The sequence below is a fragment of the Veillonellales bacterium genome, from assembly GCA_039680175.1.
Lineage (GTDB): Bacteria > Bacillota > Negativicutes > JAAYSF01 > JAAYSF01 > JBDKTO01.
Genome location: JBDKTO010000041.1, coordinates 47926 through 64762, shown reverse-complemented (window position 1 = coordinate 64762; position 16837 = coordinate 47926). Strand labels below are relative to the sequence as shown.

Below are 16837 nucleotides of genomic sequence, written 5' to 3'. Positions count from 1 at the left end.
AGGGGCTTCGCCGCATATTTTCGTCTGTTTGTCAATCTTTTTGTACAAAAAAAAGAACCGGGTACGCTTTTTTCGTACTCGGTTCTTTTGGGAATTTATCCTATATGCTTTAACTTAATGACATTGCTCGCTAAGAGGGCTTTTTTGATAAAAACGACTGGAAATGGGCAGTTGACTGACAAAGTCTAGTTAGACAAAAGAACAGCACCTTGCTTTCGCCCCGCCGCTTTGGCTCACTGCCGGGTAATGATCCGTACTACCCGTTCGTAGACAAGATAGTCCCAAACCCATTTTGTGAAAACAACGACCCGATTGCGAAAATCGATTAAGCGCAGGATGTGAACAGTTGACCAAATAAGCCAGGCAAAAAATCCTTTGGACTTGAATTTTCCTATACTGACAACGGCTGCATTGCGGCCGATGGTGGCCATGTTGCCGACATCTTTATAAACGAAGCTTTTTAACGGACGGCCGTTAATGACGTTCAGAATATTTTTCGCCGTCAATTCAGCCTGCTGTATGGCCACAGGGGCAATCATGGGCAGCGGCATGTTATCCTGTGTAAAATGGGCGGCATCGCCAATAACAAATACTCCGTCGGCCGCCGGAAGCTGGAGATATTCGTTGACAACGACCCGGTGGGACCGATCTTGTTCAAAGCCTAGTTTGTCCAGCAAATCAGTTGCCCGGACGCCGGCCGCCCAAATGACAGTATGGGCCGGAATAATTTCGCCGCCCTTGAGAAATAACTGTTTGCCATTGAAATCCGTCACCTGTACGCAGAGGCGAACCTCCACATGCTTTCGGATCAACGTTTCCACCGTGGCATCCCGCAAATCGGCCGGCATTGCCGGCAGCAGGCTGTCGGAGGCTTCTACAAGCATAATGCGGACTTCCTTAAAGTTAAGGTGATGATATTCCTTAGCCAGAACATAATAAATAAGCTCCGACAACGCACCGGCCGACTCGACGCCGGTCGGTCCGCCGCCTACAGCCACAAAGGTAAGGAGGGCGCGCCGTTTGTCGGCGTCTTGTTCCTGTGATGCCAGTTCAAACATTTTCAATACATGGTTGCGAATCGTAACCGCTTCATCTAATGTCTTCATAGAAAAAGTATTGGCCGCCACGGATTCCATCCCAAAATAGTTCGTCATACCGCCGGTGGCCAGCAGCAGGTAATCATAAGCAATGCTGCCGGTATCGGTTAAAATGCTTTTTTCTGCAAAATCAATCCCCAAGACTTCCGCCATGCGGAACTCGATATTCTCCTGGTCCCGCAGCACAGCTCTTACTGGATAGGCAATATCGTCAACGGATAGGCCGGCAGTAGATACTTGATAAAGCAGCGGCTGGAACAGGTGATAATTGTGCTTATCGATCAGGGTGATCCGTATATCCGCCTTAACCAGTGCCCGAGCCGCACGAATACCGCCAAAACCGGCACCGACGATTACCAGATGGGGTTGGGAATTAAATTGAATTGTCATAGTAGATTCCTCCGCGGGTATAATGTTAATGAATAATAACTATTGTTTATTAACATTATACCCGCGAATTTGAAGGAGTACAATAGAGAATAACCTTGAATTATCCGCCCAAAAGAATGGAATGAACCGCAGTGAATTTTATCAGGGAGGCATTTCATTTTTCGCTGCTTTTACGTTTATTTAATTTTTTACTCGTCTTTGATATTTCCATCCGTAGTGATGGTTACAACCTGCCAGGGAATGAGGGTGCCGCTGTTTTTCAGCGCTTCCTTCACGGCAGCCGCAATCCCGCCGCAGCAGGGGACTTCCATGCGCAGTACGGTAATGCTTTTGATTTTATGGGCTTTTAATAGTTCAGTCAGCTTTTCGGCATAATTGACGTTATCCAGTTTGGGGCAGCCGATGAGAGTGATTTTATTGCGGATAAAATCCGGATGAATGCTGCCATAGGCAAAAGCGGTGCAGTCGGCGGCAATAAGCAGACTGGCGTTTTCAAAGTAGTCGGCGTTAACGGGGACCAGCTTGATTTGGCAGGGCCATTGCCGCAACTCCGATGGAACCGGGGCTTTTTTAACATTGGTCGCAGGCCGGGGTGAAGTTTCTCTGACGATTTTTTCGGCATGAGTGCCAGGGCAGCCGCATAGCAGCTCTTCTGGCTGGTGATGATTCGTCTCGAGGTTCTGATTTACCGCCGCTTCATCAAAGGAATCCGCTTCCCGTTCTTCGATTTCGATCGCTCCGGTAGGGCAATCGGGCAGGCAGGCTCCCAAGCCGTCGCAATAAGATTCCGCTACCAGTGCGGCTTTCCCGTCTACCAGCCGGAGGGCAGCTTCCCGGCAGGCGTTGATGCAGAGACCGCAGCCGTTGCATTTTTCCTCATTGATTTTGACAATTTTCCGCTTCATAAAGGGAACCTCCTCTGCTATATTGCTTTCTGTAACCCAGTATAATAAACTTAAACTAAAAATACGGTAACCGTGGTTACTAAAAAAGGTGAGCATCCATGGATGAAAAATGGGTCCCGGTATTGTCAGAGTCATTGTTATTTGCAGGAATCGCTCCGAATACGCTTAAAGCCATGCTGGTTTGTTTACAGCCTCAAGTTCACAGCTACCATAAAAACAGCTATATTGCCATGATGGGTGAATCTTTTGCCGGGGTGGGGATTTTGCTGTCCGGTAAAGCACCGGTGATTAAAGAAAGTGTAACCGGAAAACGGGTGGTAATATCCATGCTGCAGACCGGTGATCTGTTTGGCGAGATGGCAGCCTTTTCTTCCCGGAAGGTTTGGCCGGCATCGGTGTACGCCAAGACCGATTGCCGCGTTCTCTTTCTGCCGGTGGATAAAATGGTGGAAAGCTGCAGCCATAACTGCGGCGGTCATAGGGCGCTGATTTATAATATGCTGCGGATTATATCCGACCGGGCGGTGATGCTGAACCGGCGAATCGAATACTTTTCGATGAAAAGCCTGCGGGAAAAAATCAGCACCTATCTGCTGGAGCAGTATCAGTGGTGCGGAAAAGAAATTTTTGAACTGCCGTTGAACCGCAGCGAGCTGTCCGGATTTTTGAATGTATCCCGGGAGTCTCTTTCCCGGGAGATGTGCCGGATGAGGGACGAAGGCAGCATTGATTTTTATCAGTCCAGTGTTCGCATTAAGAATCTGGCGGCTTTGAAAGAAACGGCAGAAGGGTAACTAAGGTCACGGCGGTGTATTTATCCGGAGGATATAATGAAATTAAGCTGCGAGGCTGAAGGGAGCGAAAATAGATGGAAAATAATACTTTGATGAATTACCGGGAGAAATATATAAAAGAGCTCAAAGAACATTTCGGGCCGGATCAGCGGCGAATTCAACATGCCCTTAAGGTGCTGAATATTGCCGAAACCATTATGGATGGCGAGAAGGTTGACGCAGCTCTTCGTAAAATCGTTACAATTACGGCCTTGCTCCATGATGTGGGCATTAAGGCGGCGGAACAGAAGTATCATTCTTCCGCCGGGCCTTATCAGGAAAAGGAAGGTCCGGCGATTGTGCGGAAAATCATGGTTCGGCAAGGCGAACAGGAAGCGGACATCCAGCGGGTAACCTATATTGTCGGCGGACATCACACTTGGTCGAAGAATGACGGCCTTGATTTCCAGATCATCTGGGAAGCCGATTTAATGGTCAATATCCAGGAAGACGGACTGGATCGTCAGCGGGAAAAGCTGCCGGGTATTTTCGCGAAAAATCTTCGGACTGCGGCCGGTAAGCTGCTGGCAAAAAATAAGTATCCGGATTGATTCAAAACAGCAGCAAAAACACTACTTGCGGAAAATTTTGCAAGTAGTGTTTTTTAGTGCCGGCAATGTAATGCATGGTATCGCCAAAGATCGGCAGGTGCCGGTATAACGAACTAATATTAAGCAATAGTATGCTTATGTTGGCTCAATGCCTTGCCGGCGATCACCACCACAATAGCAAAGAAAATCGGTATCCCCCAATGAAGCCAGGGATATTGCAGCGCTAAAGGCAAAACTTTTTTATCGGCGATTACCATTTCACCGGCAGTCCAGCCTAAGAAGGCGGCGCCAATCGTAATAATAGCCGGCCATTTATTCATAAGCATACCGATGAGTTTGCTGCCGCCAATAATAATCGGAATACTGACAGCCAGCCCTGCTATCAGCAAACTCACATTCCCTTTTGCCACACCGGCGATAGCGATGACATTATCAAGACTCATCAAAAGATCAGCGGCAATAATGGTTTGTATTGCTTCCGCTAACGTATTTTTTGCCAGGAAGGTTTCTTGCCGGCGTTCCCCCTCATCCGCGATAAGCTTTACGGCAATCCATAGCAGCGCCAAACCGCCGGCCATTTGTAAATAAGGGATTTGCAGCAAAAAAATTGCTGCAAACGTTAACAGTGCACGCAAGATGATTGCGCCGGCACTTCCCCAGACAAGGGCCCGCTGTTGCTGTTTAGGCGCCAGTCTCCGGCTTGCCAGTGCAATAACCAAAGCATTATCGCCGCTTAGCAACAGATTTACTGCAATAATGCTGATGAGTCCAAGCAAATAATCCATATACGTTTGTACCTGCCTTTTTTTTCGCAGCCGCTATAGCAGTAAGATTGCAACTATATCGGATTATTTTTGATAGTTCCGGAATTATTATGAACCGAATATTTATCCAGCATCCATGTAAATGTACCCAGGGGAGGTACCTGCAACCAGAATGATTCCATTTGTTTTTGCCATGGACGCAATGCAGCTGAAGGCACCAGCAAAAAGGGTTACTGCCGGGTCTTACGCTAAGGGGCTGGCAAAAACGCCGGTCATATTGACCGACTGAAGCTTTAAAATGACACTTTCCCTTTATTCTTGGCGGTTTTTGTGTATAATTATCTATAAAGCCTAGTTATATTGCAGAAAATAAGCGGGGTTCTTTATGTTTATGTATGTGTTTTCCATTGTTCTTATTGTTGCCTCTAATGTTGTATATAATATATGTCAGAAATCAACGCCTCAAACTGTGAATCCCTTTGCTTCCCTGTTCATTACTTATTTAACGGCAGCTGCCTTGACGCTTGTGGCTTTGCAATTTTATAAAACCGGCGACGGATTGCTGCAATCCTTTAAAGGATTAAACTGGACCAGCGCTGCTTTAGGGGTTTCTATTGTCGGGCTTGAATTCGGTTATTTAATGGCCTACCGGGCAGGGTGGAATATCAGCGTAGGGTCATTGGTAGCCAATATTATTCTCGCCATTATGCTGATTCCTGTGGGAATATTGTTTTATAAAGAAGGGTTTGCTCTCAACAAAATGCTGGGAGTCGTCCTTTGTTTGGCTGGATTAATTTTGATCAACAAAAACTAGAACAGGTGTTTCTCTAGCGTACAGATAGGAGAGAATCGCAGTGAGCATTCCCTATAGTTTTACAAAAATATTAGGTCAGACCCAGTGGCATTTGACTACTTATCAGATTATTACTCTCGGATTTGCCGGATTCATACTATTTGGAGCTTGGTTGCTGATGCTGCCATTTGCCTCGAAAACAGGAGAAGGTCTATGCTTTATTGATGCATTATTTACCGCTGCATCTGCCGTTTGTGTTACCGGACTGGTAGTGGTGGATACGGGAACCCGGTTTACGGTCTTCGGTCAGCTGGTGATCATTATGCTGATTCAGGTAGGCGGACTGGGGGTTATGACGGTAGCCACCTTGTTTGTCGTGCTGAGCGGTAAAAGAATTAATTTGAGGGAGAGGCTGCTGATTCAGGAAGCGACCAACCAGTTCGATTTAGCGGGAGTTGTCCGGCTGGTTATTTATGTGATAAAGGCAACTGTGATTATTGAGTTTATCGGCGGTTCGATCCTTGCCGTCCGGTTTTATCAGGATTTTGGCTCATTAGGTATCTATTATGGGTATTGGCATGCCGTGTCATCTTTTTGTAACGCCGGTTTTGACTTGCTGGGAAATTATAAAAGTCTGACTGCTTATGTTGAGGATGTTACGATTAATTTAACCGTAGCGGGATTGATTATTATCGGGGGCATCGGCTTTCCGGTAATTGCCGACATTGTGCATTTTCCTTCTTCCCGGCGGCTTTCCTTACATAGCAAAATAGTACTTGCCACCACCCTGGTTCTCATTTTTTCCGGCACGGTTTTTCTTTTTATGGGTGAATATGCTAATGAGAGAACTATGGGAGAACTTACGGCCGGCGGCAAGGTTTTAGCCAGCTTCTTTCAGGCGGTTTCTGCCCGGACGGCCGGATATAACAGCATTGATATCGGAGCGATGAAAGACGGTTCGCTTATTATATTGGTCATACTGATGTTTATCGGCGCATCCCCCTGCTCTATGGGCGGGGGAATTAAAACTTCTACTTTTGCTGTCTTAACAGCATCCCTTGCCGCCTCTGTAACCGGACGAAAAGATCCCTGTTTATTCCACCGCACCATTCCCCAGCAAGTTGTTTATAAAGCATTTACTGTTGTGATGATTTCCCTTGGATTGGTGATTATCGTAACGCTGGTAATGACCTTTACGGAGTCATTTTCAGCACTTCAAATATTGTTTGATGTGGTTTCCAGTTTTGGTACGGTTGGCCTGACAACAGGAATCACGCCTTATCTCACTTCGTTTGGTAAGGCAGGGCTGATCTTGACCATGTTCGTTGGCCGGGTGGGAACGATGACATTGCTGATGTCCTTGGCGTTAAAGTCAAGAAAGTCATTGCTGCGTTATCCGGACGGCAAAGTAATTATAGGGTAGGGAGGGATATCAATGAAAAAGAAACAATATGCAGTGATTGGCGTAGGAAGATTCGGGACAAGTGTTGCGACAACTTTATCTAAGGCGGGGCATGAAGTATTGGTGGTAGATTCGAATCATGATCGCATCCAAAAATTGTCGGATAGTTTTACCCACGCGGTTGTTGCCGATACAACCGATGAGAATGTTTTAAAATCTCTTGGCATTCGTAATTTTGACATTGTGATTGTAGCTATAGGACATGATGTGCAGGCCAGTGTTTTAACGGTGCTGCTGTTAAAAGAAATTGGTGTCCCTTATATTATTGCCAAGGCGGACAGTGTTTTGCACGGCAGGATGCTGGAAAAAATAGGGGCGGATCGGGTAGTGTTTCCGGAACGGGATATGGGGCGGCGCATTGGCCATAATTTATTATCAGCCAATGTAATTGACTATTTTGAGCTTGCACCGGATTTAGGAATCATCGAGGTGGAAGTTCCTGCTAAATTAGTGACCAGCAACTTGGTGGAAGCTGATTTGCGGAGTAAATATGGAATTACGGTTATTGCGATAAGACGCAAAGATAAACTGCTGCTTTCACCGGACCCGATGGAAAAATTCATGCCGGAGGATAAGTTAATCCTGGTTGGGGATAGTTTGGGTATACAGCGGTTTGAAGACGCTCATTCTTAGGTCGATTTTTATGGCTGGGAGGATGTAATATGGAATCACAGCTATTGCAAAGGAGGAACAATGACAGCTTTTATCACAGCTTTTATTTTTGTAGTGCTGGCGGAAATGGGGGACAAAACCCAGCTTCTGGCCATGGCGTTTGCCACCCGGTACCGGTGGCAGACCGTTATGTGGGGGGTATTCGCGGCTACGGTGGTAAACCATTTGCTGGCCGTGGTGGTAGGAAACTATCTCACTCATTTTATTTCGATGCAGTATATACAAATTGCTGCCGCCGGTTCTTTTATCCTGTTCGGCCTCTGGACCATCCGGGGCGATGAACTGAACGGGGAAGAGCGTGCTGCGCAATACAGCCCTTTTTGGACAGTGACTATCGCTTTTTTCATGGCGGAAATGGGGGACAAAACACAGTTAGCAACGGTTGCTCTTGCGGCTCAGTTTAATACGATTCTTCCGGTCTGGCTGGGTACGACGACCGGCATGATGCTTGCCGATGGAATCGGGATCCTGATAGGCATAGTTTTGGGCAAACGAATTCCCGAGAGAGTGGTAAAATGGACGGCAGCGATTATTTTCATTCTGTTCGGCGTTTTCGGTTTGTATGAATCCATTCCTAAGCCGCTATTAACCATGCCGGTCATGCTTGGCAGTGTGGCTGCCATCATTGCGCTGATTTATCTGGCAGCCAAAATGGAAACAAAAAAGGCAGAACCGGAAGTTCATCCGGAAAAATAAATTTCCCCACAGGGGATAAACCGTGCTTTTTTTGTTAAAACCTAGACAATCACCCAAATGGGTGATTGTTTTAGTGTCTATAATAAGTTATTGTAAAAACAGTACGCGAATTTTTAGAAGGAAGGGATTCTTTTTGTCCAAGCAGCGCACCAGAGACAAGCGAACGAAAGTCTGCGGGGCAGCGCTTTCGGTGTTTTGTCTTCTCAGTCCGGTGGCAGCATTGGCCGCGGAAGCTCCTGATGCCGGAAAAACTTTGGAGGAATTAAAACGACCGGAACTGAACTTACCTCAAAAACAAGAAGAAAAAATTCAGATTGAAGAAGCTTACCGGCCGCCGATTCAAGGCGATCGCGGGGAAAGGTTCCCGGTAAAAGGATTTCGCATCACCGGACAAACTGTATTTAGTGAGACGGAATTGCTGAGGCTTATCGCCGACGGCACAGGCGAGCAAGTTTCCCTTGCCGATCTGGAGAAGCTTGCCGGTCGTATTACGGACTATTATCATCGCCGCGGCTATATGATGGCCCGGGCCTATGTGCCGGCACAGCGGCTGGAAAATGGTATCGCTGAGATCGCCGTTATTGTCGGACGGTATGATCAAATCATTGTCCGCAAGAAAACCGGACTATCCGATACTGTTATCAGCAGGGAATTAGGCACAGTAAAAGCCGGTCGGTATATCGAAAAGGACGCCTTGGATAAAGCGTTGTGGCTGATGACGGATTTGGCCGGAGTAGAGGCGAAGGCTACGTTGGCACCGGGGAATAATCCGGGGACATCCAACCTTATCCTGGATATTAATCCTAAGGGAGAAACCGTTTCCGGCAGTATCGGCGTTGATAACTACGGCAACCGGTTTACCGGTAAAAATGAAATCAGCACGTCGGTAACAGTTCTTAATCCTTCCCAGCAGGGGGATTTGTTTTCGTTTTATGGCGTGACTACCGGCGGCGGACTGGCAAGCGGCAGTATTTCCTATCAGCTTCCCTTTCAGGTGCAGGGCGGCAAGCTGGAATTGAATTATTCCCGCATGCACTATGAACTGGGAAATGTTTTTTCCAGTCTCAATGCCAGTGGTACAGCCGATACGACCAGCATTGCCTATGACTGTACTTTTCATCGCTCACGCATGGCTAATTTATATGGACAGGTCAATTATTCTTATAAAAAATTGCAGGATACGGTAAGTGGAACAACGACCGATAAGCACAGCGATATCGTGGCGTTTACCCTGAATGGGGACAGTATGGATTCCTGGGGAGGAGGTGGCGCCAATAGCTATTCACTAAGTTATAGCCGCGGCAAGCTGCATGCCGGCGACTCAAATTCCCGGCAGGCGGGGACTCCCGGTTCCTTTGGCAAGTGGAATATGACGACGGCGCGGCAGCAGTATATCAATGATCGGCTGTCAATGGTTTCTGTTTTTAACGGTCAGATTGCCACAAGAAACCTTGATTCGTCGGAAAAATTGTCATTGGGCGGACCTTATGGTGTTCGGGCTTATCCTAAGGGAGAGGCTTCCGGGGATAAAGGCTATCTTTTTAGCAGCGAGCTGCATTGGTCTTTGCCGATTCCCCACAGGCCTTCCGGGAGTTTTCAGCTTGTCGGTTTTTATGATCTTGGTTCGGTAGCCATTAATAAAGATCCCCTGCCGGGGTCAGGTGCCAATCACCGTACGCTTCAGGGCGCAGGGCTGGGCATGGTTTGGACAGGGTCCAACAACTTAACAGCCAAGGTTCACTACGCCTGGAAAATCGGTTCAGGCGAAGCCAGATCAGACACGGATAAGAACGGACGGCTGTGGGTGCAAGTTACCAAGCGCTTTTAAAGGAATGAGGCTTAGGGATGTCTTTTTCGGCAGATGACAGAAAGTATAACCCACGGCAGCCGGTATTGAATTTGCACTTTGATTCGGTACAGTCGCTGGCTTGGTCGCCCGATGGACGATATCTGGCATCAGGCAGCAATGATGACAACATTAAAATTCTGGATATCCGTAAGGGAAGCGAATTGCCGATTTTGGCACAGCATGACGCTGCCGTTTGCTGTCTGGCATTTTCGCCTGACGGCAAGTTATTATCATCCGGCAGCTGGGATCAGCGCATTATTATTTGGAATACAGACAACTGGCAGCCCTTGGCGATGCTGGAGCATCCGGCGGGAGTGGAAGCCGCGGCCTGGTCGCCGGACAGCTGCTATTTGGCTGCCGGAACACAGGCTGGCGATATTATCGTCTGGAGCCGGCAGGAAAATTGGCGAAAAACGGCGGCGATTAACGCCCATACCGGACAGGTTTATGCAGTTGATTGGTCGCCGACGGGGCTGTATTTGGTATCAGGCGGCTGGGATGGGCTCATCCGGCTGTGGGACACAGAGGATTGGCAGAAAAATTTTATATTGGCAGAACAGGAAGATCCGATAAGAACGGTAGCCTGGTCGCCGAACGGACGCTATTTGGTATCCGGCGGCTGGGATAACGAGCTGAGACTCTGGGAAATGGGTACCGGTGAGGACACGGTTCTAAGCGGTCATGACAATGCGGTGGAAAGCGTAGTCTGGTCGCCGGACGGAGAATATATTTTGTCCGGCAGCTGGGACGGCTCAGCCAGGCTGTGGAGCCTATCCGCCCGGCAGGCGGCTGCCGTTTTTACCGGCTTCGGCGGAGTGGAAGCCGTGGCCTGGTCGCCGGATAATTTGTATTTGGCTATGAGCCGCCAGGACGCCAGTATTCAGGTATGGGATATAAAAGCAGGCCGGGAGTCGGTTACTATAGCCGGATATTTATATGGAATACAAAGCGTGGCGTGGTCCCGGGACGGCCGGTATCTGGCAGTTGGCAGGTGGAACGGCGCGCTTGATATAGTAGATGATTCACTCAAAGAAGCATTGCCGGATATTGAAAACTGCTATGCCGGGATTAGAACGCTGGCCTGGTCGCCGGATAACCGGTATTTGGCCATAGGCGGCGAAGAGAATCTTTTGCAGGTACGCTGCTTTTTAGACGGTCAGAAAACGATTGTCCTCAAAGGGCAAAAAAATTGTATTCGCTCCCTGGCCTGGTCGCCGGATGGAACTTTGCTGGCAGCTGGCAGCCCGGACGGAGTAGTGGTAATATGGAATGCCAGCACCTGGATCCAAGATAAAACCTTTATATTGGGTGCCGGTCTGGAGGCTGTGATGTGGTCGCCGGACGGGAAATATATAGCCATTGGCAGCCGGGATACCACAGTAAAAATATGGGATACGGCAGCATGGCAGGAATTTCTTAGCTTACCGGGGCATTCTTACGGTGTAGTCAGCGTGGCTTGGTCCCCTGACGGCTGCTATCTGGCCTCCGGCAGCTGGGATGCAATGATTCGCATATGGGATACGGCGACTTGGGAAAATGCAGCCATACTTTCCGGCCATTATTTTGGCGTGCTTTGTCTTGCCTGGTCCCCGGACAGCCGCTACCTGGCCTCCGGCGGGGAAGATGCCCGGGTTAAGGTGTGGGGCAAAGAGTGGCAGGAGCAGGATATACTGAGGGGAGAAGAGCACTCGTCCTGGGTGCAGTCTCTGTCCTGGTCGCCCGACGGGCGTTATTTAGCTTCCGGCAGCAGAGACAGGACGGTTAAAATTTGGAATGTTTCGGAAAAGAACAAAAATAACGACAGGAAATAGGGAGAATTAGTCGAATGGACGTATAGAATCGTTAATATTCTCATCAGTCGGATGAGATAGGTTACAATTCTGATGAGGAGGATTGTTGTTATGAGTATCAGGACGAAGATGATATTGGTTTTTTCGGCTATAGCGGCAATTATAGTATTGGCAGCTGCCTCGGCGGGATATTTCTTTACTAAAGATCGTTTAACTGAAAACATCGAAAAACAAATGACAGCCACAGCAAGTGCTCATGTCAATAAATTGGACGGCTGGCTGATTGGGAAAGAAAAAGTGGTTGAAAATACCGCGGGGACCATACAGTCCGCCGCCGGGAACGGACAAGTACCGGCTTCCCTGCTGGCTGGCTATAAAAACGTGGATCAGGATTTAAATGATGTTTATTTCGGATCGGCGGAGGGAAAGCTGGTCAGCGGAAGCGGCTGGGTACCGTCGGCAGGTTTTGATCCCCGTACCCGCATATGGTACAAAGAAGCCATTCAACAGAAGCGGACCGTATTTACCGATCCATACGTTGATGAAGAAACGCAAAAGCTGGAAGTGTCGGCCGCGCTGCCTGTATGGTCACCGTCCGGGCAAATCCGGGGTGTGGTAAGCAGCGATATTATGCTGAACACTTTAGTGGATATTGTCAGGGATATTAACCTGGACGGCCATGGATATGCGTTTTTAACGGATCGTAAGGGATTTATCCTGGCTCATCCCGATGCCGCAGTGCTGGGTAAAAATATTTTTGAAATAGAGAAGTTGAAAGATATTGCCGGTGTGGCGAAAGAAATTCAGGAAAAAGAACAGGGTTTTCAATATTTTAAAGAAAACGGCACAGATATGATTATGGTATATAAGCAAATACCGTCGACTCATTGGACGCTGTGTATTAATGTGGATCAGGCGGTTGTTTTTCAGCCTCTGGTTTATTTAAGGGAGTTGTTTATTGCCATCGCTTTGGTGTCGATTTTGCTGGTAATCGGCGTAACCTTTATTGTAGCGCGCCGCATTACAGGACCGTTGGAAAAATTGGAGCAGCAGGTGGCATTGCTGGCAAACGGCGATCTTACGGTCCAGGCAGAAGTTCAGGGAGAGGACGAGATTTCCCGGCTTGCCGCCGGATTTAACAAAATGGTTGGTGATTTGCGGGAAATGCTCAATGACATTTATCATTCCACCGTGCAGCTGCAGGGCAGTTCCAATAAGCTGATTGATATTGCATCAACTGTAGCGGCCAACAGCCAGGAAATGAGTGCCACGGTGGGCATGGTAAGCGCTTCGGTAGAGCAAATATCGGCAGGAACGGAGGAAAACGCCAGTTCAACGGAGCAGGCCAGTCACAGCGTGGAATCCGTTTCCCTGCGGGCCAAAGAAATGTCGTCTGCCGCGAAAAAAGCGGCGGAGGCATCGGAAAGTGTGGAGCGGGACGTAAAAGAGGTTAGTACTGTAATCAATGAAGTTTCCCAAAGCATTCAGCAAGTATCGGTTTTTGCCCAGGAGGTGGCATCGTCCTGCAAACATTCCATCGCTATTACAGCAGAAGCAAAAATTCGTTCTCAGGAAACTAACGATATGATCCAAAGATTAAGTGCCTCATCGAAACAAATCAGCAAAATCGTGGCTGTAATCCGCAATATTGCCGAACAGACCAATATGCTGGCTCTGAATGCCACGATTGAGGCGGCCGGTGCCGGTGAAGCCGGAAAAGGTTTTGCCGTAGTGGCGGGGGAAGTCAAGGAATTGTCAAAACGGACCACCGAGGAAGCCGGACGGATCGGGCAGCAAATTGAAGAGATGCAAAATGATATGGGGGAAGCGGTGACCGTAGTCGGAAAAATTACCGAAGTAATTGCGGAGACCATGGATATTACTCAGACGATTGCAGCGGCTGTCGGCGAACCGGCAACGGAAGGTACGGAGAAGCCTGAGTCGAGCACCGGTGATGTGACGACGATCAGCCGGGAAGTGACCGCTATTGCCGACAAGACTCAGCGGGTTTCACAGAATGCGGCGGAAGCGGCCGGCGGCGTGGAAGCTATGGTTCATACCAATGCGGAAATTTCGCAGAAAGCGGACGAGGTAGCACGCAGCATGGGTGAAATGGAGTCCATTATGAATAATATTTCTCAGGCGACTCAGGAAATTGCTAAAGGGACTCAGGATATTTCCCTGAGTATGCAGGAGACCGATAAGGCGATTGGCGACACGGCGACAAAAGCTTCCCAGGTGAGCGAGAGTGCTCATGAATCGGGCGAGCTGGCAAATCAACTGAAAGAGCTAATAGGAAGATTTAAGGCATGAAAAATCCCGGATGCGGCAGGTGATGGAGTTGGAAACGGACAGTGAGCTTTTAAAAGAATTTGTCACGGAAGCAAAGGCTCATCTTGAGACAATCGAGGCAGGTCTGTTGCGCTTGGAAGAAGGAGAAGAGGATGACGGTACTATCAACGAAATTTTTCGTGCCGCCCACAGCATTAAGGGTACTGCCGGCTTTTTTGGACTCAATAAAATTGTAGAGTTGTCTCATTGCCTGGAAAATTTATTTGGCGAGTTTCGTGAACATAGACTGAAAGTCAACTCTGAAATGATAGATGCTATGCTGTCGGCCGGCGACATGCTGAAGAAACTCATCAACATGTCGCCGGCCGCTGGTGAAAAATACGATATTACCGAGCAGGTCGCCGCTATCAAAAGATTTTTAGCAGTACCACAAACGAAGCCGGTTGATCAATCCGGGCTTTTTTCAGTCTGGGACGTATGGAATCAGTTAACGAGTAACGATGCGCCGGTTTTAGAAAAAAGGGAGGATCCTGCCGCTCATTGCGACAAATCGTCCCAGCGGGCTGTCGTAAAGGAGGATAATGCGGCGGTACCGGTTGCCAGGAAGGATGCCGTACCTCCCCGGGAAATCATGGTGAAAGACAGTATCCGGGTGAATGTGGGCTTGCTGAACGACTTGCTGAATTTGGCGGGAGAAATGGTGCTGCGGCGCAACCAGCTGCTGCGGATTTCCCAGGAAAACGGCGACCGGGTTCCTCAGCTGGAATTGGTAGCCAGAAGTATTGACGAACTGACCACCAACCTGCAAAAAAAGGTTATGCAAACCAGGATGCAGCCTATTGCCAATGTGTTTAATAAATTCCCCCGCATTGTCCGAGATCTGTCCCATAAAGTAAATAAGGAAGTTGACCTGACGATGCAGGGCCTGGAGGTAGAGCTGGATCGTTCGTTGATTGAGGCCTTGGTTGATCCCCTGACCCATTTAGTGCGAAATGCCCTGGATCATGGCATAGAGACGGCGGAAATCCGGGCAGAGAAGCATAAGCCAATCCCCGGTTCTCTGGTATTGCACGCTTACCACGAAAGCGGCAGAGTGCTGGTGGATGTTTGTGACGACGGCGCCGGCATTGATGTGGAAAAAGTGAGAGCCAAGGCGGTGCAAAAAGGGCTGATAGGTGAAAATGAGAGCAAGGCTTTGGATGAGGCCGATATCATAAATCTGATTATGACTCCCGGATTTTCAACGGCGGAGGAAATTACCGATATTTCCGGTCGTGGCGTAGGGATGGATGTGGTAAAGACCAACATTGAAAAACTCGGCGGCAAGATTGAGGTCTTTTCCGATCCGGGGAAGGGAACTACTTTCCGCTTGATTTTACCGTTAACATTGGCCATTATTTCTGCTTTTATCGTGGCTGTGGATGGTAAATCATTTGTCATTCCTCAGGCGAATGTCCGGGAGCTGCTGCTGATCCAGCCAGGCGAAACCGGTGAAAAAAGAGTTGAAGTGGTACAGAACCGGCCGGTTCTGCGTCTGCGGGGACGACTGTTTCCTTTGGTCAGACTGGCGGATATACTTGCGGGAGAAACGCCGCCGGCAGCAGCTGCCGTTAAAGCCTTTGCCAATACGGAGCAGCTGCTGCGTGTATTGGTGATCAAGGCAGGCAGCATGGTCTATGGGCTGGTTGTTGATTCGGTTTACGACACGGAAGAAATTCTGGTAAAACCCCTTTCAACGGTACTGGGAAATTGCGGCTTGTATTCCGGCGTGACAGTACTGGGCGACGGCAGCATTTCAATGATTCTAGATACTGAAAGAATCCGGCGCCGCGCCGGAATTTCCTTTATCCAGGATACTTCTTTGGCGGCTAACGATGCGATGAAACCTATTGGGGCAGAAAAACAATATTTGCTGCTGTTTAATTGTTCCGGCGGTGAAACACTGGGCTTGGATTTGGCAATGGTGTCCCGGATTGTAGCAACAGAAGTATCTCGGCTGCAAAAAATTGGTTCAAGATATTATATTTTTTACCAGGGGCAGACAATCCGGGTCATACGGCCGGAGCATCATTTACCGCTTTCACGGAAAAAGAATCATCTGGACAAAGTCTATATTATCCTGCCAAAATTGGTGAAGTATACAGTGGGAATTCTTGCTGAAAAAATTGAAGATGCCTTATATACCCAGGTGTCTCTGGATAAAGACGGGGTTTGCGGCACCGGTATCCTGGGGTCGGCAATGATTAACGGCACGGTGGTCACCTTATTGAATATACATGAACTATTTGCTAAGGCCGCACCGGAATATTACCATCGTCCGATTCAGCGAGATGAAGGCCAAGGGGCGGCAGAGAAAAAAAATACTATATTGCTGGTGGAAGATACGCCGTTCTTTTTGAAAGTAGTCAAAAGTTATCTGGAAAGTGACGGATATGAGGTGCTTTCGGCTGAAAATGGCCGCCAGGCATTGGAAAAGTTGCGGCAATCCCGGGTAGATGTGGTTATCAGCGACATCGAAATGCCGCTTATGAATGGATTTGAGTTAGTGCGGGCCATTCGTGCCGATGAAAAACTGCGGCAGCTGCCGGTGATTGCTCTTACTTCTTTAACCGGCGAGGTAAATAGGGACAAAGGTCTGCGGGCGGGATTTGATATCTATGAGTATAAGTTTGACCGGCTCAGACTGCTGGAGAGTATTCATGAAGTCCTGGGAAAAAGAGCGGAACCGAGACAGAGGGGGTGA

13 protein-coding genes are annotated in these 16837 nt (G+C 48.4%); 10 read left to right on the top strand and 3 right to left on the bottom strand.

Going from position 1 to position 16837, the window contains the following annotated elements; all coding sequences use genetic code 11:
- Positions 1 to 233: 233 nt before the first annotated feature.
- Both ABFC84_06585 and ABFC84_06580 read right to left on the bottom strand, forming a co-directional pair.
- Positions 234 to 1487 carry an NAD(P)/FAD-dependent oxidoreductase gene (locus tag ABFC84_06585; protein MEN6412421.1) on the bottom strand — a complete coding sequence of 418 codons (1254 nt, stop codon included), beginning with the start codon at positions 1485 to 1487 and terminating at the stop codon, positions 234 to 236.
- A 188-nt stretch (positions 1488 to 1675) separates the two neighbouring features.
- Complete coding sequence (locus ABFC84_06580; GenBank protein MEN6412420.1) at positions 1676 to 2392, bottom strand: 4Fe-4S binding protein; 717 nt, start codon at positions 2390 to 2392, stop codon at positions 1676 to 1678.
- 98 nt (positions 2393 to 2490) lie between these two features.
- Between ABFC84_06580 and ABFC84_06575 the strand changes: the two genes are divergently transcribed.
- A complete protein-coding gene (locus ABFC84_06575) occupies positions 2491 to 3186 on the top strand; it encodes a Crp/Fnr family transcriptional regulator (GenBank protein ID MEN6412419.1) in 696 nt (231 codons plus the stop codon).
- 74 nt (positions 3187 to 3260) lie between these two features.
- Positions 3261 to 3776, top strand: coding sequence for an HD domain-containing protein (locus ABFC84_06570; GenBank protein ID MEN6412418.1), 516 nt, complete (start codon positions 3261 to 3263; stop codon positions 3774 to 3776).
- A gap of 119 nt (positions 3777 to 3895) precedes the next feature.
- Here the strand turns inward: ABFC84_06570 and ABFC84_06565 are convergent, their stop codons facing one another.
- Positions 3896 to 4561 (bottom strand): TerC family protein, encoded by a 666-nt coding sequence (locus ABFC84_06565; protein ID MEN6412417.1) that lies wholly within the window; start codon positions 4559 to 4561, stop codon positions 3896 to 3898.
- A gap of 364 nt (positions 4562 to 4925) precedes the next feature.
- Here ABFC84_06565 and ABFC84_06560 point away from each other — a divergent pair, with 364 nt between their 5' ends.
- From ABFC84_06560 to ABFC84_06525, 8 genes are all read left to right on the top strand, one after another.
- Positions 4926 to 5354 (top strand): EamA family transporter, encoded by a 429-nt coding sequence (locus tag ABFC84_06560; protein MEN6412416.1) that lies wholly within the window; start codon positions 4926 to 4928, stop codon positions 5352 to 5354.
- A gap of 40 nt (positions 5355 to 5394) precedes the next feature.
- Entirely contained in the window at positions 5395 to 6756 is a 1362-nt protein-coding gene (locus ABFC84_06555) for a TrkH family potassium uptake protein (GenBank protein MEN6412415.1), read from the top strand.
- Positions 6757 to 6768: 12 nt separating this feature from the next.
- Positions 6769 to 7428 (top strand): TrkA family potassium uptake protein, encoded by a 660-nt coding sequence (locus ABFC84_06550; protein MEN6412414.1) that lies wholly within the window; start codon positions 6769 to 6771, stop codon positions 7426 to 7428.
- 60 nt (positions 7429 to 7488) lie between these two features.
- Positions 7489 to 8163, top strand: a complete 675-nt coding sequence (locus tag ABFC84_06545) for a TMEM165/GDT1 family protein (GenBank protein ID MEN6412413.1) — start codon at positions 7489 to 7491, stop codon at positions 8161 to 8163.
- A 133-nt stretch (positions 8164 to 8296) separates the two neighbouring features.
- Positions 8297 to 9991, top strand: coding sequence for a ShlB/FhaC/HecB family hemolysin secretion/activation protein (locus ABFC84_06540; GenBank protein ID MEN6412412.1), 1695 nt, complete (start codon positions 8297 to 8299; stop codon positions 9989 to 9991).
- Between the two features lie 17 nt (positions 9992 to 10008).
- Complete coding sequence (locus tag ABFC84_06535; protein ID MEN6412411.1) at positions 10009 to 11823, top strand: hypothetical protein; 1815 nt, start codon at positions 10009 to 10011, stop codon at positions 11821 to 11823.
- 90 nt (positions 11824 to 11913) lie between these two features.
- Positions 11914 to 14115, top strand: a complete 2202-nt coding sequence (locus ABFC84_06530) for a methyl-accepting chemotaxis protein (protein ID MEN6412410.1) — start codon at positions 11914 to 11916, stop codon at positions 14113 to 14115.
- 22 nt (positions 14116 to 14137) lie between these two features.
- Positions 14138 to 16837, top strand: coding sequence for a hybrid sensor histidine kinase/response regulator (locus ABFC84_06525; protein MEN6412409.1), 2700 nt, complete (start codon positions 14138 to 14140; stop codon positions 16835 to 16837).

Bases quoted from the DNA above. Each gene is read 5' to 3' on its own strand.
- ABFC84_06580 (MEN6412420.1), bottom strand. From the start codon at position 2,392: ATGAAGCGGAAAATTGTCAAAATCAATGAGGAAAAATGCAACGGCTGC.
- ABFC84_06530 (MEN6412410.1), top strand. From the start codon at position 11,914: ATGAGTATCAGGACGAAGATGATATTGGTTTTTTCGGCTATAGCGGCA.
- ABFC84_06570 (MEN6412418.1), top strand. From the start codon at position 3,261: ATGGAAAATAATACTTTGATGAATTACCGGGAGAAATATATAAAAGAG.
- ABFC84_06550 (MEN6412414.1), top strand. From the start codon at position 6,769: ATGAAAAAGAAACAATATGCAGTGATTGGCGTAGGAAGATTCGGGACA.
- ABFC84_06575 (MEN6412419.1), top strand. From the start codon at position 2,491: ATGGATGAAAAATGGGTCCCGGTATTGTCAGAGTCATTGTTATTTGCA.
- ABFC84_06535 (MEN6412411.1), top strand. From the start codon at position 10,009: ATGTCTTTTTCGGCAGATGACAGAAAGTATAACCCACGGCAGCCGGTA.
- ABFC84_06565 (MEN6412417.1), bottom strand. From the start codon at position 4,561: ATGGATTATTTGCTTGGACTCATCAGCATTATTGCAGTAAATCTGTTG.
- ABFC84_06545 (MEN6412413.1), top strand. From the start codon at position 7,489: ATGACAGCTTTTATCACAGCTTTTATTTTTGTAGTGCTGGCGGAAATG.
- ABFC84_06525 (MEN6412409.1), top strand. From the start codon at position 14,138: ATGGAGTTGGAAACGGACAGTGAGCTTTTAAAAGAATTTGTCACGGAA.
- ABFC84_06560 (MEN6412416.1), top strand. From the start codon at position 4,926: ATGTTTATGTATGTGTTTTCCATTGTTCTTATTGTTGCCTCTAATGTT.
- ABFC84_06585 (MEN6412421.1), bottom strand. From the start codon at position 1,487: ATGACAATTCAATTTAATTCCCAACCCCATCTGGTAATCGTCGGTGCC.